18 protein-coding genes and 1 pseudogene are annotated in these 25,213 nt (G+C 52.7%); 2 read left to right on the top strand and 17 right to left on the bottom strand.

What is annotated here, in order from left to right; translation table 11 throughout:
• Positions 1–7: 7 nt before the first annotated feature.
• The 3 genes from zapA to ruvA all read right to left on the bottom strand — a co-directional run bounded on the left by zapA (position 8) and on the right by ruvA (position 2,874).
• Entirely contained in the window at positions 8–865 is an 858-nt protein-coding gene (gene zapA / locus I2H39_RS18360) for a cell division protein ZapA (RefSeq protein ID WP_195627240.1), read from the bottom strand.
• Between the two features lie 294 nt (positions 866–1,159).
• The gene (gene ruvB / locus I2H39_RS18365; protein WP_138309610.1) at positions 1,160–2,167 is read right to left on the bottom strand and encodes a Holliday junction branch migration DNA helicase RuvB; all 1,008 of its coding nucleotides are present in this window, start codon (positions 2,165–2,167) and stop codon (positions 1,160–1,162) included.
• 77 nt (positions 2,168–2,244) lie between these two features.
• Positions 2,245–2,874: a Holliday junction branch migration protein RuvA gene (ruvA, locus tag I2H39_RS18370; protein WP_195627241.1), complete on the bottom strand. Its 630-nt coding sequence runs from the start codon at positions 2,872–2,874 to the stop codon at positions 2,245–2,247.
• Between the two features lie 217 nt (positions 2,875–3,091).
• Between ruvA and I2H39_RS18375 the strand changes: the two genes are divergently transcribed.
• The gene (locus tag I2H39_RS18375) at positions 3,092–4,198 is read left to right on the top strand and encodes a ribonuclease H-like domain-containing protein (protein WP_195627242.1); all 1,107 of its coding nucleotides are present in this window, start codon (positions 3,092–3,094) and stop codon (positions 4,196–4,198) included.
• A gap of 130 nt (positions 4,199–4,328) precedes the next feature.
• Here I2H39_RS18375 and I2H39_RS18380 read toward each other — a convergent pair whose 3' ends face one another.
• The 11 genes from I2H39_RS18380 to I2H39_RS18430 form a co-directional block, all read right to left on the bottom strand.
• Positions 4,329–5,894 (bottom strand): M56 family metallopeptidase, encoded by a 1,566-nt coding sequence (locus tag I2H39_RS18380; RefSeq protein WP_195627243.1) that lies wholly within the window; start codon positions 5,892–5,894, stop codon positions 4,329–4,331.
• Positions 5,891–6,262 carry a BlaI/MecI/CopY family transcriptional regulator gene (locus tag I2H39_RS18385; RefSeq protein WP_138309614.1) on the bottom strand — a complete coding sequence of 124 codons (372 nt, stop codon included), beginning with the start codon at positions 6,260–6,262 and terminating at the stop codon, positions 5,891–5,893. The genes I2H39_RS18380 and I2H39_RS18385 overlap by 4 nt, the downstream gene beginning before the upstream one ends.
• A 191-nt stretch (positions 6,263–6,453) precedes the next feature.
• Positions 6,454–7,338, bottom strand: a complete 885-nt coding sequence (locus I2H39_RS18390; RefSeq protein WP_195627244.1) for a site-specific tyrosine recombinase — start codon at positions 7,336–7,338, stop codon at positions 6,454–6,456.
• A 229-nt stretch (positions 7,339–7,567) separates the two neighbouring features.
• Positions 7,568–8,965, bottom strand: coding sequence for a triacylglycerol lipase (locus I2H39_RS18395; RefSeq protein ID WP_138309616.1), 1,398 nt, complete (start codon positions 8,963–8,965; stop codon positions 7,568–7,570).
• 118 nt (positions 8,966–9,083) lie between these two features.
• Positions 9,084–9,626, bottom strand: a complete 543-nt coding sequence (locus I2H39_RS18400) for a hypothetical protein (protein ID WP_195627245.1) — start codon at positions 9,624–9,626, stop codon at positions 9,084–9,086.
• Positions 9,627–9,718: 92 nt separating this feature from the next.
• On the bottom strand, positions 9,719–10,309 hold the full coding sequence (locus I2H39_RS18405; protein WP_138309618.1) for an NUDIX hydrolase: 591 nt from the start codon (positions 10,307–10,309) through the stop codon (positions 9,719–9,721).
• A gap of 39 nt (positions 10,310–10,348) precedes the next feature.
• Entirely contained in the window at positions 10,349–11,146 is a 798-nt protein-coding gene (proC, locus tag I2H39_RS18410; RefSeq protein WP_195627246.1) for a pyrroline-5-carboxylate reductase, read from the bottom strand.
• Between the two features lie 106 nt (positions 11,147–11,252).
• Positions 11,253–12,521, bottom strand: coding sequence for a diaminopimelate decarboxylase (locus I2H39_RS18415; protein WP_138309620.1), 1,269 nt, complete (start codon positions 12,519–12,521; stop codon positions 11,253–11,255).
• A 96-nt stretch (positions 12,522–12,617) separates the two neighbouring features.
• Positions 12,618–14,054: a pyruvate kinase gene (gene pyk, locus I2H39_RS18420; RefSeq protein WP_138309621.1), complete on the bottom strand. Its 1,437-nt coding sequence runs from the start codon at positions 14,052–14,054 to the stop codon at positions 12,618–12,620.
• A 66-nt stretch (positions 14,055–14,120) separates the two neighbouring features.
• On the bottom strand, positions 14,121–14,951 hold the full coding sequence (locus tag I2H39_RS18425; protein WP_138309622.1) for a hypothetical protein: 831 nt from the start codon (positions 14,949–14,951) through the stop codon (positions 14,121–14,123).
• A 35-nt stretch (positions 14,952–14,986) separates the two neighbouring features.
• Positions 14,987–15,928: a magnesium transporter CorA family protein gene (locus tag I2H39_RS18430; RefSeq protein WP_138309623.1), complete on the bottom strand. Its 942-nt coding sequence runs from the start codon at positions 15,926–15,928 to the stop codon at positions 14,987–14,989.
• Positions 15,929–16,351: 423 nt separating this feature from the next.
• Here I2H39_RS18430 and I2H39_RS18435 point away from each other — a divergent pair.
• A pseudogene (locus tag I2H39_RS18435) lies at positions 16,352–20,683 on the top strand (acyl-CoA dehydratase activase-related protein); the annotation flags it as partial.
• Between the two features lie 117 nt (positions 20,684–20,800).
• Here I2H39_RS18435 and ade read toward each other — a convergent pair.
• Genes ade through I2H39_RS18450 form a run of 3 tightly spaced genes read right to left on the bottom strand, consistent with a single transcriptional unit; the run spans position 20,801 to position 25,198 of the window.
• Entirely contained in the window at positions 20,801–22,579 is a 1,779-nt protein-coding gene (ade, locus tag I2H39_RS18440; RefSeq protein ID WP_138309628.1) for an adenine deaminase, read from the bottom strand.
• Between the two features lie 34 nt (positions 22,580–22,613).
• On the bottom strand, positions 22,614–23,945 hold the full coding sequence (locus tag I2H39_RS18445; protein ID WP_138309629.1) for an NCS2 family permease: 1,332 nt from the start codon (positions 23,943–23,945) through the stop codon (positions 22,614–22,616).
• A 14-nt stretch (positions 23,946–23,959) separates the two neighbouring features.
• Entirely contained in the window at positions 23,960–25,198 is a 1,239-nt protein-coding gene (locus I2H39_RS18450) for a Zn-dependent hydrolase (protein WP_195627248.1), read from the bottom strand.
• Positions 25,199–25,213: the final 15 nt, after the last annotated feature.

A 25,213-nucleotide genomic window follows, 5' to 3' on the forward strand; every position in this document is an offset into this window, starting at 1 on the left:
AATCTTCTTATCTTCTTCCGCCTTTGTGGGAACCGGCTTTCCTGGCTGCCTGCAGCGCCTTTCTGGCAAGCTCCTCATCTGTCATACCGCCTGCAGCAGGCGCCGCCTGCGCAGCGGACGGTGTCACGGCTGCCGCTGTCTGCGCGGAGGCTGCCGTCATTCCCCTGTCTGCTTCTGATGCAGGGTTTAAAACCCGTAGGGCCGGGGCCTGCTGCTCCGGCTGGCCGGATGGTGCGCCGGACATCTGTGCGGAGGCGTCTGAATCCAATGTCTGGCCTGCCTTCTCCGGCCGGGCCGGTTCCTGGACTCCGGAACCGGAAACAGGTTCCGGCTGGGATGGTTTCAATGTGATACCAGCCTCCACTTCCACTGTTTCCTTTATCTCCTCCACTGCCTCTACCTGCAGCCTGGCTGTATTCTCATTCTCAGAAGATGCACTGTTCCTGATACTCTGAAGGTTTTCCCTGGCTTCCTTTAATTCGCCTTCCAGCTGGGCGGTCCGGCGGTTCAGACGGTCCAGCTCCCTCTGTCGCTCTTCCAAATCCTTAAGCACTGCCTCCAGCTTCATCTGTGTGCTGACCAGCTCATGCTTTAAGCTGTAGGTTTCCTTCTCCATGTCATTCTTCTGGCGCTCCATCCCTTCGGCCCATTCCACAGCCTTGAAATAGTCGTCTGCTATATTTAACTCCGTCATGACCATCTGGTAATCCGCACTCTGTTTGGTGAATCCCGGTACCTTTCTCATGGCGCTGTTTTTCTCATTTACGTAGCTGGCAGCTTTCTGGAGATAGCTCTCGTCCTCGCTGCCGCCCAGTGTGTATACTTTTCCGTCTATTAATACTTGGGTGTAATTTTTTGTATCCATGCTTGCTCCCTGCTTTCTTGCTTTGCTGGTTTACGGCTTGCCGCCGCGAATGCCTGGTCCGGCAGATTTCCTTTTGTGCCAGCACAACGGCGGCTGGTTTACGGCTCGCCGCCGCGAATGCCTGGTCCGCAGTGCGCGTTCGATTCCGCTCCGCTCCATCTCACTCACGGGCTTCGCCCTATGAAAAAAGGCATAGGCAGATTTCCTTTTGTGCCAGCACAACGGCAATCTGCCTATGCCTTTTTTCGCACTGCTCATTGCCTACGTGGACATTATACCACAGCCCCCGTGGTCTTAACAAGGCGGTTTCTGCATTTCTGCGCCTAGATGGCGGTAGGCTGTTTCGGTGGCGGTGCGGCCTCTTGGGGTGCGGTTAATCAGGCCGTTCATCAGGAGGTAGGGCTCGTATACTTCTTCCAGGGTTCCGGAATCTTCTCCCAGGGCCGCTGCCAGGGTGTCCAGTCCTACGGGGCCGCCGGAAAATTTCTCTATAATCATTAACAGAATGTTCCTGTCGTTCTGGTCCAGTCCCAGCTTGTCTACGTCCATAATATCCAGGGCAAAATCAGTTACCTCCCTGGTAATGACCCCGTCATATTTCACCTGGGCAAAGTCCCTGACACGCTTTAACAGCCGGTTGGCAAGCCTGGGAGTTCCCCTGGAACGCCTGGCCAGCTCCATGGCTCCCCCTGCTTCGATTTCCACCCCCAGCACCTTGGCGGAGTGGAGAATGATGATTTTTAACTCCTCCGGCGTGTAAAATTCCAGTCTCTGAATCACGCCGAACCGGTCCCTTAAGGGAGCTGTGAGAAGTCCGGCCCTGGTGGTGGCTCCCACCAGGGTAAAATGGGGCAGGTCCAGACGTATGGACCTGGCAGTGGAATCCTTTCCCAGCATAATATCAATGGCAAAATCTTCCATGGCCGGGTACAGCACCTCCTCCACCTGACGGTTCAGACGGTGTATCTCGTCCACAAACAGCACATCCCCCTCCTGGAGATTGTTCAGAATGGCTGCCATCTCCCCAGGCTTCTCAATGGCAGGGCCGCTGGTTACCTTCATATTGGTGCCCATTTCATTGGCAATAATGCCCGCCAATGTGGTCTTGCCCAGTCCCGGAGGGCCGTAAAACAGCACATGGTCCAGGGGCTCCCCCCTGGTCTTGGCTGCTTCTATATAGATGTTCAGTGTGGACTTAATCTTCTCCTGGCCCACATAATCCCTGAGGCATTGGGGACGGAGCGTTGTCTCTATGCGCTCGTCCTCCGCCGTCACTTCCGTTGTTATAATCCTGCGTTCCATTTACACCTCTATATATCCCAATCTCACGTTTCCAAAACAGTACCGCAGCGTGGCAAAAAGCAATTTTCTGACACGCCCTACAGGAAGGACAGATGCTTAAGGGACGCCTTCAGCACATCCTCCGACGTCATACCGTCCGTCACCTCCACCTGCTTCACTGCCCTGGACGCCTCCGTGTTGGTGTAGCCAAGGGCTACCAGCGCCTGGACAGCCTCCCTGGCCGCTTCCGCCAGACCGGATGCGAAAACGCCTGTATCCGCAGCATCCAGGCCGGCTGAACCAGCCATATTGCCCAGCACATCGTCCATGGATATCTTGTCCTTCAAATCCAGTATCAGGCGCTGGGCCGTCTTATTGCCGATGCCCGGCGCTTTGGCCAGGGCCTTCACATCCTCGCTGACAATAGCCAGACGCAGGTCGTCCGGACGGAGCACGGAGAGAATTCCAAGTGCACCCTTTGGTCCAATCCCGTTCACGCCGAGAAGCTGCCTGAACATGTCCCTGTCCTGGCTGTGGAGGAAGCCGTACAGCGTCATGGCATCCTCCCTTACCTGAAAATATGTATAAACCGTCACCTCTTTCCCCATTCCCGGAAGCTCCGGAAGAAGGGATACCGGCACATGGATGGCCAGGCCCACATGACCTGCCTCCACCACGATAACGTCTTCCTCAATGGCCATGAGAGGCCCTTTTACGTAAGAAATCATATATTATTCCTGTTCTTTCTCTCTCTGATGTCCTGCCCTTCATCATATCATACCCATGAATCCAATGCAAGTCTGCCGAACAAATATTCTGTTTTGCGCCAAAGTGAGTCATCAAACACTTGCACTCCCGGATTTTTTAGTATAAACTAACCCATGGAGGATGTCCGGAATATATATGATTTCTATTTGTCCTCTGTCAAAAAAGGAGTGATTACCCATGATAACCATCAAACATCCTGTTGATTTACCAGATACATATCCGCTGGAACGCATAGGGGCGCTGAGGGACCTGCTGTTTTTCGATATAGAAACCACTGGTTTTTCCGGTGACACCTCCCAGCTGTACCTTATCGGCTGCACATACCATGACGGCTTTGGATGGAGGCTCATACAGTGGTTTGCCGACACCCGCGAATCCGAGCGGGAGCTTCTGACGGCCTTCTTCACCTTTATGGAGCGTTTTAAGATACTGGTCCACTTTAACGGCGACGGCTTTGATATCCCCTATCTTTTAAAATGCTGCCGCCGGCTGGGCCTGCCCTATGATTTTGACCGCATAAAAAGCGTGGATATCTACAAAAAAATAAAGCCCTACCGCAAACTGCTGGGCCTTGAAAACATGAAACAGAAATCCATAGAGCAGTTCCTCGGCATTGCCAGGGAGGACAAATACAACGGCGGACAGCTCATAGAGGTTTACCGTGAATACCTGGCCACCCGTGAATCCTTCCTGTACGACCTGCTGGTTCTCCACAATGAGGACGACCTGAAGGGCATGCCCTCCATCCTGCCCATCCTGGGCTATGCGGATATGATGGAGGCCCCGTTTACGCTGGAAGGCCAGCAGCTCTTTTCCTGCGACAGCTTGACCGGCAGTGCCTGCCCCTTCCTCAACCTGACCTGGAAAAGCCCCTGCAGTATCCCGGTGCCCCTGGAATATGACAGCGCCCCGGTAAGCCTGGAGCTGAACCAGGATACCCTGGTATGCAATATTGCCCTTTACCAGGGAGAACTCAAGTACTTTTACGCCAATTATAAGGACTATTACTACCTGCCCATGGAAGACACGGCCATCCATAAAAGCGTGGGAGAGTATGTGGACAGGAACGCCCGCACAAAGGCCACAGCCAGGACCTGTTACACGAAAAAACAGGGACTCTTTCTCCCCCAGTTCGGCTCCCTCTGGTCCCCTGCCCTTATGCCGGAATACAAGGCTCCTCTCACCTATGCTGAATATGAACCGGAAATGCTGTCCGGCTGCGGCATGGCTGACGCCTACGCCAGACAGATTCTCACTTATGTGAGTCAGGCAAAGGAGACTTGATATCCTGCCTGTCCGCCGCCGGCCGCGAAACAGCCTCACCACATCCGGCATACCGCAGACAGCCTTACCACATCTGCACCTCCGGGCAGCCTTACCATGTAAAGCTGCCCGCCTCAGGTCTGCATTTTACTTACATCTCACTTTTCCCCTTCCATCCATCGCTGTCCCTGTATACCCCCATGGACTGTTCCAACACCTCTGACATCTGTTTGGAATCCATTTCCCTTATCTGTTCCAGACTTCCGTCCTCCCCTCTCACCATAAGCAGGCAGGTGGTATCCTCTCCTGCGGTAAAGGCGCTGTTTACATAAGTTCCGCATCCTCCGGTATCCCGGATGGCCTCCACCAGTTTTCCGTTATAGGAGAGGTATCCTGTATCCTGGTCCAGGCTCAGTCCGTACTGGCCGTATTCCTTTATGAATCCCCTTCCCTGCGCCCTTCGGCGGTCGGCGTCCGATGCCTGTTTCAGATAATCCGTCCTTTCCACCTCCCGGAAACCGGTCAGTTTCCCGGCGCTGTCCCGTTCCGCTTTCAGACAAATGCTTCCGGCCAAATCATTCATCTGGTTAAATACACCCGGTGCATACTCATCTATGAAATACCCCACCCCGGTGCTGTTGTATGTAATCACATCCGTACCGGCGATATAATACAGCCCCAGTTCCTGATACTCCCCGAACTGCGGAGTCTCATAAAGCATCCGGGCAGGACTTTCCTCCCCTGTTTCTCCGGACCGGCCCTGTATCCCTTCCTTTGGGGATGCAAACACGGTCATGGACAAAGTCATCACCAATATACTGCAAACAATTCCGATTTTATTTCGTTTTCTGCCTCTCATAAGTACCATTATCCTTTCTTTAACCGGGCTCTTTCCAAAGCCGTTGTACAGTAATGAAACCCTGCGTCCCTTCTCTGCAAACCGCAGCAGGGTCATGGCATAGGCAATCCGCCCCTTCCGGTCCATTCCCCTGACCGCCCTCTCATCACAGGACAGCTCCATATCACGGTTAAAGCAATACCACATCACCCAGGCCATGGGATTAAACCAATGGATGCACACAGCAGCAAACACCAGGATTTTCCACAGGTTATCAAAACGTCTTATATGCACATACTCATGCCGTAAAACATGCTCCAGCGATTTCCTGTCATCCAGGTCCATCTCTTTTGGAAACACAATTCCGGGATTTATTATCCCGCAGGTCACAGGTGAGGCAATCCGGTCAAAATACAGAAACCGGACGTTTCTCCCGACCGGATGGGATGCTTTCCACTCTTCCAGAAATTGATTTCCCTCCAAAGGCATGGACTCATTGATTCTAAGCAGCTGCCTGATATAAGCAACGGCCCCTGAAAACAACAGTGCCAAAGCCACATCAGCCCATATCAGGGTGCACCACCATGAAATCCGGTCATATGCTCCCGCTGCCATTTCTTCCCTGGATTCTGCATCATCCCTTCCGGTCTCCTGAAAATCCAGGTGCGCCCCCATATTACCGCCATTTTCCAGAGCTGATTCCAGTGAAAATACGGGCAGCTGTATCGGCAGGCTCACAGGCAGCAGCATTCTGACAGCAGCCACAAACCAGAGGGCAAACAAAAAACCTGCGGGGAACAGCCTTCTTCCCACACGGCGCAGCAGCCATATGACGGCAATCAGCATACCTGCTGATATGCTCATCTGTAATAGATTCATCCTTCCTCCTGTTCCATGGATATCAGCATCTGCTTAAGCTCGTCCAGTTCTTTCCCGGACAAATCCTGTCCCGATAAAAAGGCTGCAAAAAACTCAGCTTTAGAGCCGTCAAACATCCTGTCAATCAGTTCCTCTGTCTCCGCTGCCTGAATCTCCTGCCTGGTCACGGCTGCCCTGCACAGAAAGTTGGGCTCCAGACGTACCACTGCTCCCTTATCAATACATTTCTTAATGACCGTATAGGTTGTATTGCGGTTCCAGCCAATCTCATCCTTCAGCATTTTAGCCATCTGCCCGGCCGTACAGTCACCGTGCTTCCACAGTGTTTCCATGATTTTAAGTTCAGAGTCAAATAACTTCAGTTTCATACTAACTCCTTTCAATGACTATTGCAATAGTTATCACACCTTCAGACTATCACAATAGTCACTCCTTGTCAATGACTATTTTAATAGTCACGCAAATCTGCCGCACCCAGCCTGCCCCCAATCAAAAGAAGCCCTGTCAAAAAGACAGGACTCCTAAAACGGCATCACCGCATTATTCTATTAGTACCGCCCTACTTTCTGGGCAGGGCCGCCCGGTACGTCTCTCCCACCGTATTGCCGGAATAGGCAGCATACATATGGGTGGTGGTGGAATCTGAATGTCCCAGCATGGCCTGGACCGCATGGATGTCCGCACCACCCCGAATCAGATGGGCAGCAAAGGAATGGCGCAGGGTATGGGGGGTTATGTCCGCCTGGATGCCGGCCTTTTCCCCGTAGTACTTGATGATTTTCCAGAACCCCTGACGGCTCATGGCCTTTCCGCTGCAATTGGTGAACAGCCACTGGGACTCCTTCCCCTTAAGCAGCTCATCGCGGCCCTTTTCCAGATACACGCCCAAAGCCTGCTTGGCCGGTTTGCCAAAGGGAACCATACGCACCTTCTGGCCGTCCCTGCATGTGATGTATCCCACCTGCATGTTCAGGTCCGAAAGCTCCAGCCCGATTAGCTCCGACACACGTATGCCTGTGGCATACAACAGCTCCAGCATGGCCTTGTCCCGTATCTCCTTGGATGTTGTCATACCGGGCTGGTCCAACAGGGCGTTGACCTCGTTGACGCTCAGTATAACGGGAGCCTTCTTTTCAATCTTGGGCGCTTTCAGGAGCTCCGCCGGGTCCTTGCGGATTCGTCCTTCTTTGAACATGAAATTGAAAAATGCCTTCATGGAGGCCAGTTCCCTGGATATGGTGGTAGTGGCCTTTCCCTCCTTTTCCAAAAAAAGGATATATGAATTCAGACTTGTCTTAGTCACTTTTTCAACTTCCGTTATTCCTTTATCCTCCAGAAAGGATGCCAGCTGCATCAGGTCCCTCTGGTAGGAAATTTCCGTGTTCCTGGAGGTCTTTTTCACATCCCTCAGGTAGCTCACAAAGCTTTTTATATCGGACGTCATATCGCTATTTTCCCCTAACCCGTTTCTCACAAAAAGTAGCCCAAAATCGTATGCTGACTATCATTATATCTGCATTTTTCCATAAAATCAAACACATTTTTCCCACTTTAGGTCCTATTTTTAAGTGATTAACATAATACATACAACATGTTGGAAGGGGGTATTTTTGCATGTCAATATGTTGTAAAGCAATGGTAAAATTTTTTTCTCCCCCAATCCCCAAAAAGCCCTAAAATCCCTTTTCCTTCAATGCTTTTACCAGCTCCACATAAAACTCCACCACATCAAATCCCCTGTAATCCTCGCGCTTTAAATCTATCATGTCGCCATGGGAAATACCTCTGTGCTTCCTGTTGGCAAGAGTGCCTTTAAACTCTCCCCACATGGCGGACTCAGGCGTCACCAAACCGTCGTTTTTGCCGTCCACGGCCCGGATAATGAGATAGGGAAACCATAAAAGGGGGTCGCTGAGGAAATCCCGCATCACCGATGCATAGCTCTGGTAATACACCCCCGGCGCATCCGCCACCTCTTCATTGAAACACAGGCTGTCCCGTGTGCTGAACTGATGGGTGGCCGTATAGAAATCCGGATGGGAATCACCAAACCGGCTGAACCACCTATCAAATATTCCTGCAATGCCGCGGTACAGTCCATCCGGCAGCCTGCATGCGTAATCCACAAACCGGCAGCCCCGGTGGGGCGTATTGATGGTGGTCAGGGACGCTACCATTGGGGCTGCCCCCAGCCTGGATATGGCATACCGGGAATCCAGGCCGCCCTTGGAGTGGGCAATGATATTCACCTTCTCACATCCTGTCTCCCTGCATATGTCCTGTATCTTTCTGCAGATATCATTTGCATTGAACGCAACCGTTGCAAAAGCCTCCTGGTTGCCATAGTAGATATCCGCCCCATACCGGGCCAGCTCCCTTGGAATCCGTCCCCAGTAGTTAAAAAACCGCAGGTCCCTGAAGCCTACCCCGTGTACCAGAAGCAGCGGATACCTGGTACTGCATATCTGTGACTGGGCCCGTACCTGACGCACGGATTCCTTGTAACAGGCAAAATCATATTCCCCATGTACAATCCTCATTGCATAGAGCAGGACCGCCAGGTTAAGCCCGGGAATCCACATGGCCAGAAGCATCAGAATACGGTATTTAAGCCTGAGCCGGACCGAGGTGAAAAATATGCGCAGGATGCCGTTCCACAAGAGGATGAACAGCATAATAATCCCGTAGATGCCGTTCAGCCACAATATCCTCCGGTCATGTACGGCCGGTGCAGCCTTGGGATAAAGACGCCAGAAAACAGCCGCCTGGACCGCAAAACCATACAGGGCAGTGTAGCACAGACTCCTGCCGCCTTCCATGATGGTCACCCGCCACGAGGCATAGAAATCCTTTTTTTCCGGCATAATGTTGTAAGCCATCCAGACCAGCCAGGTACAGGCCAGTCCCGCCGCCAGAAGAACGGTCCGCACTGCGGGTGCAAGGGCGCCTTCAGGCGGCCATATTCCCCCTGCCCACACATAGGCCGCCAGAGGGATATTCACTGCATATGGTATGTAAAAAGCCAGGAACAGCCGTTTCAGGCAGCTGCTGCCTGTTCTCCTCTTCTTCACGTATATCTCTCCTTTTGACCGCCTGTCATAACAGCCGGGCTCCTATAATAACAGCAGAAGGATGCCTGCTGTCAGAAGGAACAGCCCTGCCAATGATTTGCGGTTCAGTTTCTCCCCGTCATCCAAAAATCCCCCATAAGAAGGGAGACACGAAAACCTCCAGAAAGGCCCCTGCCCCGGTAATAACCAGCAGAAGAAGGCCCGGCAGGATATGGAGCTTTTTCTGCACCTGCCCCGACCACCCTGACAGCACGTACCACACCAGGAGATAGACCAGACCATGGGGCAGGACCGTACACAGAAATGCGGCGATTCCCAAAAGCCCCTTGCGTATGGTCAGAACGGACAGGACCACAGCCAGGCTCATTCCGGCATAAAAAGTCAGGAATCCGAAAAGCATCTGGCTGCACACTGTAATTCCGGCCAGCCAGCCTCCGCAGGTCTCAAGGGCCCGCTGTCTGAATACGGTCATGAATTCCTTCACGCCCCGGGTTCCTCCCCCAAAGGTACCCGCCGCCCCAAGGATACATCCCTGCACCGTAGGACCTCCAAATGCCAGCGCGGCCGCCGTACCGCAAAAAATCCCTGCCGCAAAGCAGAACAACAGCCAGTCCTCATAGGTGAGCGTCCCCAGACGCAGCCTGAACCACCTCATTCCCATGCACCATCCTCCTGTCCCAGTTTACAGGTAAGAAACATAACCGCTGCAGCTTCTCCCCCTCTACTGTATGACAGGAATCCATGGTTTATGACTTAGAGCATACTGTCCTTTTTATCCACGGAACGGTATTTCCTGGCATAAGCCATTATGGCGGCAATGGTCTTGCCGTCCGTAATCTTTCCGGTATATATCATTTCCTCCAGTTCCTCCAGGGTGCAGGGAACCACATTAATTACCTCGTCCTCGTCCAGATGCTGGTGGGAGGGAATCAGGTTGTGGGCCACAAATATGTCAATGGCTTCGTCGCAGAATGCCACGGTTGTGGTAAGACTCATAAGGTATTCAAGCTTCTCCGGTGATTCCACCTTAAAACCGGTCTCCTCCTCCAGCTCCCGGAACGCACACTCCACCTTGGGCTCTCCCGGCTCATCCAGCTTGCCCGCAGGAATCTCCAGGGTGTAGCGGTCCAGGGCATTGCGGTACTGGCGCACCATAAGGATTTTACCATCACCGGCAACCGGCAGAACAGCTGCCGCCCCATCGTGATGGATGAAATCCCATTTTGCCTCATGGCCGTTCGCCAGGACTGTATCCTCATATATCTTAAGGATATTTCCCTTATATTTAAGCTGGCGGTCCAGCCGCACAACCGGTATCTCCGTGTTCTTTTCCTTGTCTTCCATGTCTGTTCCTTCCTCTCTCTGATAATTCGTATATATTTTCTATTTCATACGCTGTGTCTTTTCATAGCAGGCATCAGCCGCCTTGATGACCGCGTTTCTCAGGCCATGCTCTTCCAGGGCCGACACGCCTGCAATGGTAGTTCCCCCAGGGGAGCACACCTCGTCCTTCAGCTGTCCCGGATGTTTTCCCGTCTCCAGTATCATTTTAGCGCTTCCCAAAACAGTCTGGGCAGCCATGGCATAGGCTGTCTTTCTGGGAAGGCCGTATTTGACCCCGCCGTCAGCCAGGGCCTCAATGAACATGTACACAAAGGCCGGCGAACTTCCGCTGACGCAGCCAACCGCATCCATGAGCCGTTCCTCCACCAGCTCCACTCTTCCGCAGTGGGAAAATATGGCCTGGATTGTTTCCATTTCCTCCTGGGTGTAAACTAAATCCCCATAAGCCACGCCTGTCATTCCCTCTCCCAGCATGGCAGGCGTGTTGGGCATGGCCCTTACCACCCGCACATTTCCTCCCAGACGCTCCGCGATATTGGCGATGGTAACGCCGGGGGCCAGGGAAATCACCACCTGCTCCGGTGTCACCGCCCCCCTGATTTCTGAGAACACTGCCTCAAAATACTGGGGCTTTACTGCCAGAATCAGGTATTTCACTGCCTCTGCGCATTCCCTGTTGGAATCAGCGTGTTTTACCTTTGTCCTGGCTGTCACTGCCTCCATCTTTTCCCGGCGGGCCGACGAAAATATCATATTCTCAGGGCTGTATACCTTTAGAAGCCCGTTTAAAATGGCGCTTCCCATATTTCCCATTCCTATGAATCCTATCTCTGCCATCCTGCATACCTCCTTATCATGAACTTTCAAACCGCAGCAAAGCCCCGGCAGACTGCCTTCTGCAGTGCGCCAGGGCTTCCGGGCATACCTGATGCCTCTTCACTCATCAGTCAATATCTTTGAGTATATCACAAAAATCAAATGTAGCAAAGTAATCCTCAGGAGTTTCTGCCCTGCGTATCATTTCCACAGTGCCGTCCTCCTTTAACAGAAGCTCCGCTGATTTAAGCTTGCCGTTATAATTATACCCCATGGCAAATCCGTGGGCCCCTGCATCGTGGATAAACAGAAGGTCCCCCTTCCTGATTTCCGGAAGCATACGGTCAATGGCAAACTTATCATTGTTCTCGCACAGGGAGCCTGCCACGTCATACATATGGGTACAGGGCTCATCCTCCCGGCCCATGACAGTGATGTGATGGTAAGCGCCGTACATGGCCGGCCGCATCAGATTCACGGCGCAGGCATCCACGCCCACATACTCCTTGTACGTGTGTTTCTCATGGATGGCCTTTGTCACCAGGGCGCCGTAAGGTCCCATCATGAAACGTCCCAGCTCCGTGCACAGGGCCACATCATCCATGCCCGCAGGAACCAGAATCTCCTCATAGACCTTTCTTACCCCGTCGCCAATGGCCAGGATATCATTGGGCTCCTGGTCCGGGCGGTAGGGAATGCCGATGCCCCCGGATAAATTGATGAACGCGATATGGACGCCTGTCTCCTCTTTCAGCTTAACCGCCAGCTCAAACAGGATTTTCGCCAGCATAGGGTAATACTCGTTGGTCACGGTATTGCTGGCCAGGAACGCATGAATGCCGAAATGCTTTGCGCCCTTTTCCTTCAGAATCCGGAAAGCCTGCCCAATCTGCTCTGTGGTCATGCCGTATTTGGAATCCCCCGGATTATCCATGATGTCATTGCTTATTTTAAACAGGCCGCCCGGATTAAAACGGCAGCTGATGGTTTCCGGAATATACCCCAGGGTGTCCTCCAGACACTGTATATGCGTGATGTCGTCCAGGTTAATGATGGCACCCAGCTTCTCTGCATAGGCAAACTCCTCAAGGGGCGTATCATTGGAGGAAAACATGATGTCCGGCCCGGAAAAACCGCAGGCCTTTGACATCATTAACTCTGTCATGGACGAGCAGTCCGTGCCGCACCCCATGTCCTTCAGTATGTTTAGCAGAAATGGGTTAGGCGTTGCCTTGACTGCAAAATATTCCTTATATCCCCTGTTCCAGGAAAATGCCTGCTTAAGCCTTGCGGCGTTCTCCCTGATTCCCTTCTCATCGTACAGATAAAAAGGCGTGGGGTATGTCTTCTCAATCTCCCTTAATTGTTCCAGTGTCACGAATGGCTTCTTATCCATTATCTATCTGTCTCCTTTCCCTTTTTTCGCAAAAAGCCTGTCAGGAAGTACAATATGTACAATTGTACTCCCGGGCAGACTTCCTTGTCCAGTGTTTTATTCGATATTGATGACTCTCATAATATTGGTCTGGGTGGCGGCCTCATGGCGTCTTGCGTAGGTCACGACCCCGGCTGTAATGACTGCCAGCTCGCCCTCATCCACAAGACCTCTGTCCTTAAGCTCTTCCACGGAGTTCTCAATCAGTTCGTCTGTGGACTCTGCGCGGCGTGACCATACCGGTACAACGCCCCACTGAAGCTGCATCTGGCGTACGGTAGCCATGCTGGGGGACATGCCGATGATTCTTGCGCCCGGCCTCCATTTGGAGAGCATCTGTGTGGTAAAGCCTGTGATGCTGGGAGCAATGATTACATCTGCATTCAGGTCATGGGCGGTTGACACAGAGGCAAAGCACACGGCGTTGGAAACATTCTTCATGTTCTGCTCTGTTACCTTCCTCTGGCGGTACCCTGCATAATCCAGATGCGACTCTGTTTCCAGGGCAATGGATACCATCATCCGCAGTGCTTCCACAGGATACTTGCCCATGGCTGTCTCGCCGGAAAGCATCACTGCGTCCGTGCCGTCATACACTGCATTGGCAACGTCCGTCACCTCAGCTCTGGTAGGTCTTGGGTTGCGAATCATGGAATCCAACATCTGGGTGGCTGTAATAACAATCTTACATGCCTCGTTGCACTTGCGGATAATCTTCTTCTGGATGTGGGGAACCTTCTCAGCCGGTATCTCCACGCCCATGTCGCCTCTGGCTACCATGATGCCGTCCGCCGCCTCAATGATGGCGTCCAGGTTCTCAATGCCCTCAGCGTTCTCAATCTTTGCAATGACCTTCATGCTGGAACCCTGCTCATCCAGCATTGTCTTGATTTCCCTGATGCAGTCAGCCGTACGCACAAAGGAGGCCGCGATAAAGTCAAAGCCCTGTCTGATTCCGAAACGGATATCCTCTTTGTCCTTATCTGTCAGGGCAGGAAGCTTAATCTTCACATTGGGAACATTGACGCCCTTTTTCTCTCCCAGCTCGCCGCCGTTGATAACCTCACAGACAATATCCGTGTCCTTCACCTCACGCACTTCCAGCTCAATCAGTCCGTCGTCAATGAGAATCCGGTTGCCCGCTGTCACATCTGCATTCAGCCCGCTGTAATTGATATAGCCGATGGTATCGTCTCCCACCAGCTCCCTGGTGGTCAGGGTATAGGTCTGGCCTTCCTTCAGCGTCACCTTTTTACCGTCCTTCAGCTGTCCGGTGCGAATCTCCGGTCCCTTTGTATCCAAAAGCGCCGCAACCGGGATATCCAGCTCCTTGCGCACTTCCTTTAACAGCTCCAGGCGTCCCAGATGCTCGTCGTAATCTCCGTGGGAAAAGTTAAAACGGGCCACATCCATACCATTTCTGGCAAGCTCCATCATAACGTTTTTGTCGCTGGTATTGGGGCCCATCGTACAGATAATCTTGGTTTTTTTCATGTTTCTTCCTCCATAAAATTGTGAGAGTTTATAGTGTAACGGTTGGTTCAGACGTGAAAATCGGAATTATGATTGGGGGGAATCCGATTTTTTCACGTGCTGGTGTGTATATAAATGATCCATGCAGTACTCATAGCTGCCTTCACATTTGGAACAGTAACGGAACTCCATGCCGGGACTTTCCTCGTCCGTCCTGCCGCAGACCGCGCACTTGTGGTGGGTGCGGTTTACCGGCCGCATGGTCTTTACCTTGAAATCCTGCCTGCGCTTCACTTCCTTGGGACTGTACTTTTTAAAGTCCTTTGTCATCAGGAAGAAAATAATGAAGTTGGCCAGGGACAGGAAAATGGCGATTCTCTGTGGGAAACTGCCGTATACAAATCCGAATACCAGGAAAAAGGCGTCAAACAGCGCCAGCCATTTGGCCTTAATGGCAAGTACGAAATAAATATAAAAGTATTCCTCCGGGAAAATCACCGCATAAGCCAGGAATATGGACATACTCAGGTACGTGGTGTCCAGGTGCATATCCCAGCCCCATATAAAATACACGATGAACTCGGCAAGTATGATACCGATGGCTCCCATAAAAAAGAACACATTAAAGCGGAATGCGCCCCACACCGCCTCCAGGGAACGTCCCAGGGAATAGTACATGAGCGCTGCAAATATAATCCAGAATGGACTCAATGTGGGCGGGTACAGCAAAAATGTCACCAGCCTCCAGACCTGCCCGTGAAGAATGGCCTCCGCGTCCAGGCTCAGGTACCGGGTAAAAAACATGGGGTCCATGTACATCATGACAAATCCCATGATATACATAATAATGATGTAATACATCAGGTTGTGGATGGCATATTTGCCAAACCTTCTCTCAAGCTTATAAAAAAATCTCATCCTATCATCCTTTTCATCTGCCTGTATGGTTTTAATCAGAACAGGTCTTTCTTATTAAATATATACGCAACAAACAGTGACAGCAGCAGGGTCAGGCCCAGTACAATGGCAAAACCATAGGGACTGTCTGCAAAAGGCATGCCGTGGGAGTTTACGTTCATGCCGTAGAAGCTGGCTATCATGGTTGGTATGGAAAGCACGATGGTAACCGTAGCCAGAAACTTCATGACAATATTCAGGTTGTTGGAAATGACCGACGCAAATGCATCCATGGTGCCGCTCAGGATGCCGCTGTATATGTTGGCCATCTCAATGGCCTGCTTGTTCTCCACAATTACATCCTCCAGCAGGTCCGTGTCCTCCGGATACTTCTTTATCTTCTCAATGCGGAGCAGCTTCTCCAGCACCACCTCGTTGGAACGAAGGGATGTGGTAAAGTATACCAGGGACTTCTCCAGCTCCAAAAGCTCAATCAGCTCCTCATTCTTCTGGGACTGGTGGAGCTTGCGCTCAATGACTTCGCTTTTTTTGTCTATAATCCGGAGGTACTGCAGGAACTGGGTAGCGTTTTTATAGAGAATCTGCAGGATGAACCTGGTTTTCATGAAGGTATGGAAATCCCTTACCCTCCCGTCCATAAAGGAAGTGAGCACTGGCGTTTCCTCCAGGCAGACCGTAATCAGCACATCCTTGGTGGTGATGATGGCCAGAGGTATGGTGACAAACCAGTCCTTGCCGTTGCGCTCCTCAATGGATGGAATGTCCACCAGAATCAGGGTGTAATCATCCTCCACCTCTATACGGGACCGCTCCTCCTCATCCAGAGGCGCCCGCAAATGGTCCGGGTCTATCTGATAGGCATCTGCAATGTCAATGATTTCTGAGGCTGTAGGGTTTGTTAACGCAATCCAGCAGCCAGGCTGCATCTCTTCCTTTTCGTGCATAGCACCGTCTTCGGTCTTAAAAATCCGTATCATGCGAACTCTCCCCCATTTTGAAATTATACGTTCTCATTATAGTGACTGCCCCCGCTTTTGTCAAATGAAATAGCCTTCCATTTTCTATTATACCGAATATTTTTCAGATAGAATACATAAATTTTACCTGGACAGGAAAAAGGAGTCCATAGAAACATGCACAATTTTCGCCATTTCTTCACGATTTTTTAACGCCTGTCCCCAATTGTATTTATACTTGTTTTATGTTAAACTCTACTATGAATGTCCAGCATTTCAATGCCGGAATTTGTTGCATAAGTCACAGTATTCCCCATAAAACTGTATTATGATACATGTAAAACAGCTTTACGGTCTCCCAGTACTGCAGGGCATGGTTTTTACCCCATGCATGGCAGAACAGCCGTCAAGTTACAAAGGAGGTCAGGGTAAAACCCCGCATATATGAACTTACATACAAATACCCTTACGCTTGGAATCGATATCGGTTCCACAACCGTCAAAGTTGCACTGTTAAATCAGGCTTCCCATATAGTATTCTCCGATTATGAACGCCATTATGCCAATATACAGGAAACTCTGGCGGGACTTTTAAAAAAAGCCCGTGAGATAACCGGTCCTGTCCAGGTAATCCCTGTCATAACCGGTTCCGGAGGACTTACGCTTTCCTCCCACCTGGATGTTCCCTTTGTCCAGGAGGTGGTGGCTGTTGCCTCTGCGCTTCAGGACTATGCGCCTCAGACCGATGTTGCCATTGAGCTGGGCGGTGAGGACGCCAAAATCATCTATTTCACCGGAGGCATCGACCAGAGAATGAACGGAATCTGTGCGGGAGGCACCGGTTCTTTTATTGACCAGATGGCCGCCCTGCTTCAGACAGACGCATCCGGCCTTAACGATTACGCAGAACATTACAAGGCCATTTATCCCATCGCGGCCCGCTGCGGCGTGTTTGCGAAATCCGATATACAGCCTTTGATTAACGAGGGCGCCACCAGAGAGGACCTGGCTGCATCCATTTTCCAGGCCGTGGTCAACCAGACCATCAGCGGCCTGGCCTGCGGCAAACCCATACGCGGAAATGTGGCGTTTTTAGGCGGTCCCCTCCACTTCCTGCCCCAGCTTCGGGAAAGCTTTATCCGCACGCTGCGCTTAACACCGGAGCAGGTCATTGCGCCGGACCACTCCCACCTCTTCGCGGCCGTGGGAGCAGCCATGAATCCCCAGGAACACCAGGAGGCCGTTGCCCTGGAAACCCTGATTCAGCGGCTGTCCTCAGGTATTAAGATGGATTTTGAGGTAAAGCGCATGGCCCCCCTCTTTAAGGACCAGGAAGACTACAGCCAGTTCTGTGCCCGCCATGCCAGCAATCATGTAAAGAGCGCCGGCCTTTCCTCCTACCAGGGGTGCTGCTACCTGGGCATTGACGCCGGCTCCACCACCACCAAGGCGGCGCTGGTAGGCGAGGACGGCACCCTGCTGTACCGCTTCTATGACAATAACAACGGAAGCCCCCTGGCCACTGCCATCCGGGCCATCCGGGAGATAAAGGACCAGCTGCCTGAAAGCGCCCGCATTGCCTACTCCTGCTCCACGGGTTACGGCGAAGCCCTGTTAAAGGCAGCGCTGATGCTGGATGAGGGCGAGGTTGAAACCATCTCCCACTACTATGCCGCCGCCTTCTTTGAGCCGGATGTGGACTGTATCCTGGACATCGGCGGACAGGACATGAAATGCATCAAGATTAAGGACGGCACGGTTGACAGCGTACAGCTCAACGAGGCCTGCTCCTCCGGCTGCGGCTCCTTCATCGAGACATTTGCCAGGAGTCTGAACTACAGTGTGGAGGATTTTGCCAGGGAAGCCCTGTTTGCTGAAAATCCCACGGACCTGGGCACCCGCTGCACGGTGTTTATGAATTCCAATGTAAAGCAGGCCCAGAAGGAAGGGGCCACCGTGGCAGACATCTCCGCGGGTCTGGCCTACTCCGTTATCAAGAACGCATTATTTAAGGTAATTAAGATTACAAACGCTTCCGACCTTGGGAACCACGTGGTGGTTCAGGGCGGCACCTTCTACAACGACGCCGTGCTCAGAAGCTTTGAAAAAATATCAGGATGCCAGGCAGTGCGCCCGGACATCGCAGGCATCATGGGCGCCTTTGGCGCAGCCCTTATTGCCAGGGAGCGGTATCACATGGCCAATGAACCGGAGACTTCCATGCTCTCCCTTGAAAAAATCATCGCTCTTAAGTACAGCACCTCCATGACACGCTGCAGGGGCTGCAACAACCACTGTGTGCTGACCATCAACCAGTTCGGAAGCGGACGCCGCTTTATCTCAGGCAACCGCTGCGAACGAGGACTCGGCCTTGAAAAAGCCAAAAAGGAGATACCCAACCTCTTCGATTACAAGTATCACAGGATGTTTGACTACGAATCCCTGCCCCTGGACCAGGCGGACCGCGGTTCTGTGGGCATTCCGAGGGTGCTTAACATGTACGAGAACTTCCCCTTCTGGGCTGTGTTCTTTAAAAAGCTGCGCTACCATGTAGTGCTGTCCCCCCAGTCCACCAGGCAGCTCTATGAGCTGGGAATCGAATCCATTCCCAGTGAATCCGAGTGTTATCCTGCCAAGCTGGTGCACGGACACGTAACCTGGCTCATCAAGCAGGGCGTGAAGTTCATCTTCTACCCCTGTATCCCTTATGAGCGCAATGAAAGCCCGGACGCCGGCAACCACTACAACTGCCCCATGGTCACCTCCTATGCGGAGAACATTAAGAATAACGTGGAGGCCCTGGCCGAGGAAAACGTGCATTTCATGAACCCCTTCATGGCATTTACCAATGAGGATATTCTCACCGATGCCCTTGTAAAGGAATTTTCCGGAACATTCCAGATTCCGGCTGCCGAGGTCAGGATGGCATCCCATGCAGCCTGGCAGGAGCTGACCGCCTCCCGTGACGACCTGATGAAAAAGGGGGAGGAAACCCTGGCCTGGATGAAGGAACATGGAAAAAGGGGGATTGTCCTGGCCGGCAGGCCCTACCATGTGGACCCTGAGATTCACCACGGCATACCGGAGCTGATTACCTCCTATGGATTCGCTGTACTCACCGAGGACTCCGTATCCCACCTGGGAAGGGTGGAACGGCCTCTGGTGGTGACGGACCAGTGGATGTACCACTCCCGTCTCTACGCGGCAGCCAGCTTTGTGAAGACCCAGGATAACCTGGATTTGATTCAGCTTAACTCCTTTGGATGCGGACTGGACGCAGTGACCACCGACCAGGTGGCTGATATCCTGACCCATTCCGGCAAGATTTATACGGTACTGAAGATTGACGAGGTCAATAACCTGGGGGCAGCCAGGATACGAATCCGTTCCCTGATTGCAGCCTTAAAGGTCCGGGACCAGAGACATTTTGAGCGTAAGGTGGTGTCCAGCGCTTACCACCGGGTAATGTTCACCAAGGAGATGAAAAAGGATTATACCCTTCTCTGCCCCCAGATGTCTCCCATCCATTTTGACCTTCTGGAGCCGGCCATCCGCTCCTTTGGTTATAAGATTGAAGTACTGCAGAACCACAACCGCAACGCCGTGGATGTGGGACTCCAATATGTAAATAACGACGCCTGCTATCCGTCCCTCATTGTCATCGGACAAATCATGGACGCCCTGCTTTCAGGCAGGTACGACCTGGACCACACAGCTGTCCTCATGAGCCAGACCGGCGGCGGCTGCCGTGCTTCCAACTACATCGGCTTCATCCGCAGGGCCCTGGAAAAGGCGGGAATGCCCCAGATACCGGTTATCTCCGTCAATGCCAACGGCATGGAAACCAACCCCGGCTTCACCTTCACCGTGCCCCTGCTGACAAAGGCCATGCAGGCCATTGTGTACGGCGATATCTTCATGCGGGTGCTCTATGCCACCCGGCCCTATGAGGCGGAACAAGGCAGCGCCAATGCACTGCATGAAAAATGGAAGGCCCGCTGCATTGCCTCCCTGTCCAAGAGGAATGCCGCCATGGTGGAATTCGGACGCAATATAAAGGGAATCATCCGGGACTTTGACGCCCTTCCAAGGCTGGATGTAAAGAAGCCGAAGGTGGGCATTGTAGGGGAAATCCTGGTGAAATTCTCACCTCTGGCCAACAACCACATTGTGGAGCTGCTGGAATCCGAGGGCGCCGAGGCAGTGATGCCCGACTTGATGGATTTCCTGCTGTACTCCTTCTATAACAGCAATTTCAAGGCCGAACACCTGGGCTCAAAGAAATCCACAGCCAGGCTGTGCAACGCCGGAATTGCCCTGTTAGAGTACTTCCGCAGGACAGCCCGAAAGGAGCTGACAGCCAGCGTGCATTTCACGCCTCCGTCAGCCATCAATGAACTGGCCCAGATGGCCAAGGGCTTTGTATCCCTGGGCAACCAGACCGGCGAGGGATGGTTCCTGACCGGCGAGATGCTGGAGCTGATTCACAGCGGCGTAAACAACATTATCTGTACCCAGCCCTTTGGATGCCTGCCCAATCACATTGTAGGAAAAGGCGTTATCAAGGAACTGCGCCGGAATTATCCCCAGTCCAATATCATTGCCGTGGACTATGACCCCGGGGCCAGCGAAGTGAACCAGCTGAACCGAATCAAGCTGATGCTGGCAACCGCCCAGAAGAACCTGAAAACAGAGATATCCAGGGAGGACCGTGGAAACGGAAGGCGGCCGGTGGCCACCTTAAGCCCCTGCCTGGGAACCATGTCGCATACATAGGCCCATAGTAAAATAAATCACCAAAAACAGGCATTAAAAAATCCCTGCCGTCCAATGAAGATATCAGCTCATCGATACTTCTGGAGGCGGGGATTTATTTGTTTTTATACTCCCGTTTTATTCCGGAAACAGCGGCACAATCCGTTTTGCAGTCACCTGCACCAATCCCATATCCGACATCTTTGCATCGGGTATAACCGGAAGGGCCAGGGTCACAATGCGCAGCAGGGGATTTTCCATGTTGGTCAGGCCCAGGGCCCGGTTGGCATCCTTCATCGCAGCGCTGTCCTCTGCCAGCTCCTCTGCCGGTTTAAGGGACATAAGGCCTGCCAGCGGAAGGGCCAGGGTATGAAGGACCTTCTTCTCCTTCACTGCGCACATGCCGCCTCCTGTCCTGGCCAGCTCCTCTGCTGCCATAAGCGCCTCCTCCGGGTCATCATACACAATGGTCAGGTTATGGCTGTCATGGGATACCGTGGACGCCAGGGCGCCTGTCTTTGTGCCAAAGCCCCTGACCAGGCCCAGGGCTATGTTGTCATTGCCCTTATACCGGTTGACCACGGCCACAAATTTCAGGTCCTCATCACCGTTTATATCAATTCTGCCGTCCTTTACCGGAACTTCCTCACACACAATATCCGTTGTGGATAGGTTCATGTCATAGTATTTCATCAGATTGACCCTGACCGCTCCCTGGGATACCGGAGGATGGATGGTGAAATCCTCCGCAGTCAGCGGCCTTATGTGGACAGAGTTGGCTGACTCCAGCGGATAGGATTTGTCCTCAATATCAGCCAGCAGCCTTCCATCCTGTGCCACCAGCCTTCCTCCATAGAACACATGGCTGGGCGTCAGTTCCCTCAAATCATCTGCCAGCAGCATGTCGGCCGCATATCCCGGCGCAATGGCGCCCAGGTTCTGCAGTCCGGCTTCCCTGGCTGAATTCAGGGTGGCGCTCTTGATGGCCGCCACCGGCTCCATGCCGTATCTTATGGCCGCCCTGACCACATCATTGATATGGCCGTTGCGGAGGATATCATCCGCCTCCCTGTCATCGGTGCACAGGCAGAAATTGTCAAAGAAACGGAAATCCTTAACCCCGCTCCATATGGCCTCCACATTCTTGGTGATGGAGCTGTCCCTGGCATCCACCCTCATGCCGCTTCTCATCTTTTCCCTTGCTTCCTCCGCTGTCCTGGATTCATGGCAGGTATCCGGGCCGCCGCACAGATAAGCGGACAGCATCCTGCCCTCCACAAAGGGGGCGTGGCCCTGAAGGTACAATCCGTGGTCCTCTGCCGTTCTGATAATATCCATCATGCGGTCTCCGCCATGAATCACGTCCAGGTAATCCATAACCTCCGCCAGTCCCACCACGCGCTCAAGCTCTGCCAGCTCCTCAATCTCCGCCGGCCCGAACTCAGCGCCTGCGTGCTCCAGCCCGGGCACGGCAGGCACACAGCTGGGTATATCTATGAGCTGGCGCATGGGAAGTCCCTCTGAAGCTTCGTGCATATAGCGCACGCCCGCAACACCCCACACATTTCCAATCTCATGGGGGTCCGTGATAACAGTGGTGGTTCCCTTTGGAATCACTGCCTTTGCGAAATTCCTGGGCGTCATCATGGAGCTCTCAATGTGCTCATGAGCGTCTATCAGGCCCGGAATCAGGTACTTACCCTGGCCGTCCACCACCTCTTTCGCGAACTGTTCTTCCCCGCCCGGCGCCTTATATTCCACATGGGCAATGAAGCCGTCATATACATATACGCTGGCCGGATAAATTTCCCCTGTAATGACATTGACCAACTGCACATTTTTGATGGCCAAATCACTTTTTATCTCTCCCAGAGCCGCCCTGAGCAGGGCCCTCTTATCTCTTGGCTGTATTTTCATCTCTGTCTTTCCCTTCTTTTATTTGTAAATCCTGTTATTTGAACACAAAATACATAACCAGCGGAATGGCCAGCACATACATGACCGGATGCAGCTCCTTAAACTTACCCGTAGCAGTCTTGATAATGATATACGCCAGGATGCCTGCCGCGATTCCGGCTGCAATGCTTCCGCAGAAAATAACAAACATAATCATGACAAACGGCCCGAAGGCTTCCGTGAAGTCGCTGAAATCAATGTTTCTGATGCCTGATACCATCAGAAAGCCCACAAAGATAAGGGCCGGGCCCGTGGCTGCATCCGGAATCATCAGAATCAGGGGCGAGAAAAATACCATGACCGCAAAAAGAATGGCCACCACAATGCTGGTCAGGCCGGTTCTTCCGCCTGCCTCCACGCCCGAAGTGGATTCCACAAAGGTGGTGATGGTGGTATTTCCGGTACAGGCGCCCACACAGGTACCGATGGCGTCCACCAGGAATGGTTTCTGGATACCCGGCATGTTGCCGTCCTCATCCAGCATACCCGCCTTTCCGGCCACGCCCAGCACGGTTCCCAGTGTGGAGAAAAAGTCCCCGCAAAAGGCAATGAACACATAGATGATGGCCTGGAAGGACAACAGTCCCTTAAAATCAAAGCAGAACACAATATTGCCCCAGGAGGAAAAATCCGGCATCTTGGCAAAGGTGTCCGGCAGGGTGGTCACGCCCAGGGGAATACCCATGACAGTGACGGCAATGATACCCATAAGGATGGCCCCGTTTACCCTGTAGGCTGTCAGAATAGCAATGATAATCAGTCCCAGCAGGGCAATGAATACAGCCGGCTCCTTAAAATTTCCCATACCGATTCCATTGGTAAAGGTGCCGATGCCTGAATTCTTAAAGCCCAGATAGGCAATGTAAAAACCAATGGCCGATCCGATGGCCACCTTGATGTTCTTAGGTATGGCCTTGACAATCAAATCCCTTACTCCGAAGATAGTGAGCACCACAAAAATCAGGCCGGATATCAGTGTTATGGCCATAATAGAGCCAAAGGACAGGGTGTTGGACTGAAGCAGGGCCCCGAACATAAAGTTGGTTCCCATCCCCGTTGCCAGCGCAAAGGGCAGGTTGGCATAAAAACCCATGAGCAGGGTAATGAGCGCACTGATAACAGCACATGTAACTGCAATGGCCTCTTTGGTGATGACCAGCCCGTTGACGTCCGTAAAGGATACGGCATCCCCGAAGCCGATGATGGCGCTGGGCTGGACCACCAGCACGTAGGCCATGGTCATGAATGTGGTAAGACCTGCCAGGACTTCTATCTTGACACTGGTTCCCCTTTCTTTTAACTTAAAAAATTCCTCTAATTTTTCCATAGTAATCTCCTTTGTCAGTCAATGGTATCGTCAATGCCTGCCGTCTCAAGCAAAAGTCCCAGCAGCACCCTGGCCCCGCAGGCGCAGTCCTCCCTGGAAGTAAACTCCTCCTTCCGGTGGGACAAACCGCCCCTGGACGGCACAAAAATCATGGCAGTGGGACACGTATTCTTAAAATTCATACAATCGTGTCCCGCCCCGCTCATCAGTTCTATAAAGGAATAGCCTTCCGTCCGGCAGATATGCCGGATGGCTTCCCGGTATGGTTCATGGCAGCGGCATGGCGGAATCTCCAGGTCCTGATGCAGGCTGATTCTGATTCCGCGCAGGCCGGACAGCTCTGCCCCGTACCGTTCCATCTCGTCCATGATATCCCTCAGGTCTTCCTCGTGAATGGAACGCAAATCCAGGGAAAATACCACCCGCCCGCAGATTACGTTTCTGGCTCCGGGCCAGGCGGCAATGGAGCCCACGGTGGCCACACACGAATCCCGCTGCTCCGCCAGCTCCGTCACCCTGCCAATCCATTGGCACATGGCCGGAACCGGGTCCTTCCTGGCTTTCATGGGAGTGGCGCCGGCATGTCCGCTTTCACCCCTTATCTCCACGGTATACCGCACCAGCCCGGCTATGCCGCTTACAATGCCGATGGATGCCCCATGGTCCTCCAGTACCTTACCCTGCTCAATGTGAAGCTCCAGATAAGCCCCTGCATCCTCCATCCTGCAGGAAGACAGCTCACCGGGCCTGCATCCGTAGTCTGTCATAGCCTGTTCCAGGGTAATTCCATCCTTGTCCCGGGAGGAAAGGCCTGCGGGGTCCACCATGCCGCAGACGGCTTTGCTGCCCACCATCCCATATCCAAAGCGGCTTCCCTCCTCGTCCTTAAAAGCGGCCAGACGTATGGTCCGTTTTGTGGTGATTCCCTGTTCCCGTATTCTCCGGACCGCTTCCAGGGCTGAAAGGATGCCAAGGGTCCCGTCAAACCGTCCGCCTCCTGGAACCGTATCGTAATGTGAGCCGCAAATAATGCAGGATTTTTCAGGACAGCTGCCGGAAAGCTCCCCTATCAGATTGCCGGCAGCATCCTCCCTCACCAAAAGTCCTGCATCCTCCATCCTGGCTTCCAGCCAATCCCGGGCCTGACGGTCCTGGGGTGTAAAGGACAGGCGCGTAATGCTGCCGTCCGGATTGCACCCAATCCTCCCCAACTCCTGGATATCCGACCACAACCGGTCCCCGTTAATATCCACACTTCCACCTCCTCT

The sequence above is a fragment of the Clostridium sp. 1001283B150225_161107_B6 genome (assembly GCF_015556325.1).
In the GTDB taxonomy this organism is placed as follows: Bacteria; Bacillota; Clostridia; order Lachnospirales; family Lachnospiraceae; genus Enterocloster.

What these genes read in the sequence shown, in the direction of transcription:
- zapA (WP_195627240.1), bottom strand. Translation starts at nt 865, where the DNA reads ATGGATACAAAAAATTACACCCAAGTATTAATAGACGGAAAAGTATAC.
- ruvB (WP_138309610.1), bottom strand. Translation starts at nt 2,167, where the DNA reads ATGGAACGCAGGATTATAACAACGGAAGTGACGGCGGAGGACGAGCGC.
- ruvA (WP_195627241.1), bottom strand. Translation starts at nt 2,874, where the DNA reads ATGATTTCTTACGTAAAAGGGCCTCTCATGGCCATTGAGGAAGACGTT.
- I2H39_RS18375 (WP_195627242.1), top strand. Translation starts at nt 3,092, where the DNA reads ATGATAACCATCAAACATCCTGTTGATTTACCAGATACATATCCGCTG.
- I2H39_RS18380 (WP_195627243.1), bottom strand. Translation starts at nt 5,894, where the DNA reads ATGAATCTATTACAGATGAGCATATCAGCAGGTATGCTGATTGCCGTC.
- I2H39_RS18385 (WP_138309614.1), bottom strand. Translation starts at nt 6,262, where the DNA reads ATGAAACTGAAGTTATTTGACTCTGAACTTAAAATCATGGAAACACTG.
- I2H39_RS18390 (WP_195627244.1), bottom strand. Translation starts at nt 7,338, where the DNA reads ATGACGTCCGATATAAAAAGCTTTGTGAGCTACCTGAGGGATGTGAAA.
- I2H39_RS18400 (WP_195627245.1), bottom strand. Translation starts at nt 9,626, where the DNA reads ATGGGAATGAGGTGGTTCAGGCTGCGTCTGGGGACGCTCACCTATGAG.
- I2H39_RS18405 (WP_138309618.1), bottom strand. Translation starts at nt 10,309, where the DNA reads ATGGAAGACAAGGAAAAGAACACGGAGATACCGGTTGTGCGGCTGGAC.
- proC (WP_195627246.1), bottom strand. Translation starts at nt 11,146, where the DNA reads ATGGCAGAGATAGGATTCATAGGAATGGGAAATATGGGAAGCGCCATT.
- I2H39_RS18415 (WP_138309620.1), bottom strand. Translation starts at nt 12,521, where the DNA reads ATGGATAAGAAGCCATTCGTGACACTGGAACAATTAAGGGAGATTGAG.
- pyk (WP_138309621.1), bottom strand. Translation starts at nt 14,054, where the DNA reads ATGAAAAAAACCAAGATTATCTGTACGATGGGCCCCAATACCAGCGAC.
- I2H39_RS18425 (WP_138309622.1), bottom strand. Translation starts at nt 14,951, where the DNA reads ATGAGATTTTTTTATAAGCTTGAGAGAAGGTTTGGCAAATATGCCATC.
- I2H39_RS18430 (WP_138309623.1), bottom strand. Translation starts at nt 15,928, where the DNA reads ATGATACGGATTTTTAAGACCGAAGACGGTGCTATGCACGAAAAGGAA.
- ade (WP_138309628.1), bottom strand. Translation starts at nt 22,579, where the DNA reads ATGAAAATACAGCCAAGAGATAAGAGGGCCCTGCTCAGGGCGGCTCTG.
- I2H39_RS18445 (WP_138309629.1), bottom strand. Translation starts at nt 23,945, where the DNA reads ATGGAAAAATTAGAGGAATTTTTTAAGTTAAAAGAAAGGGGAACCAGT.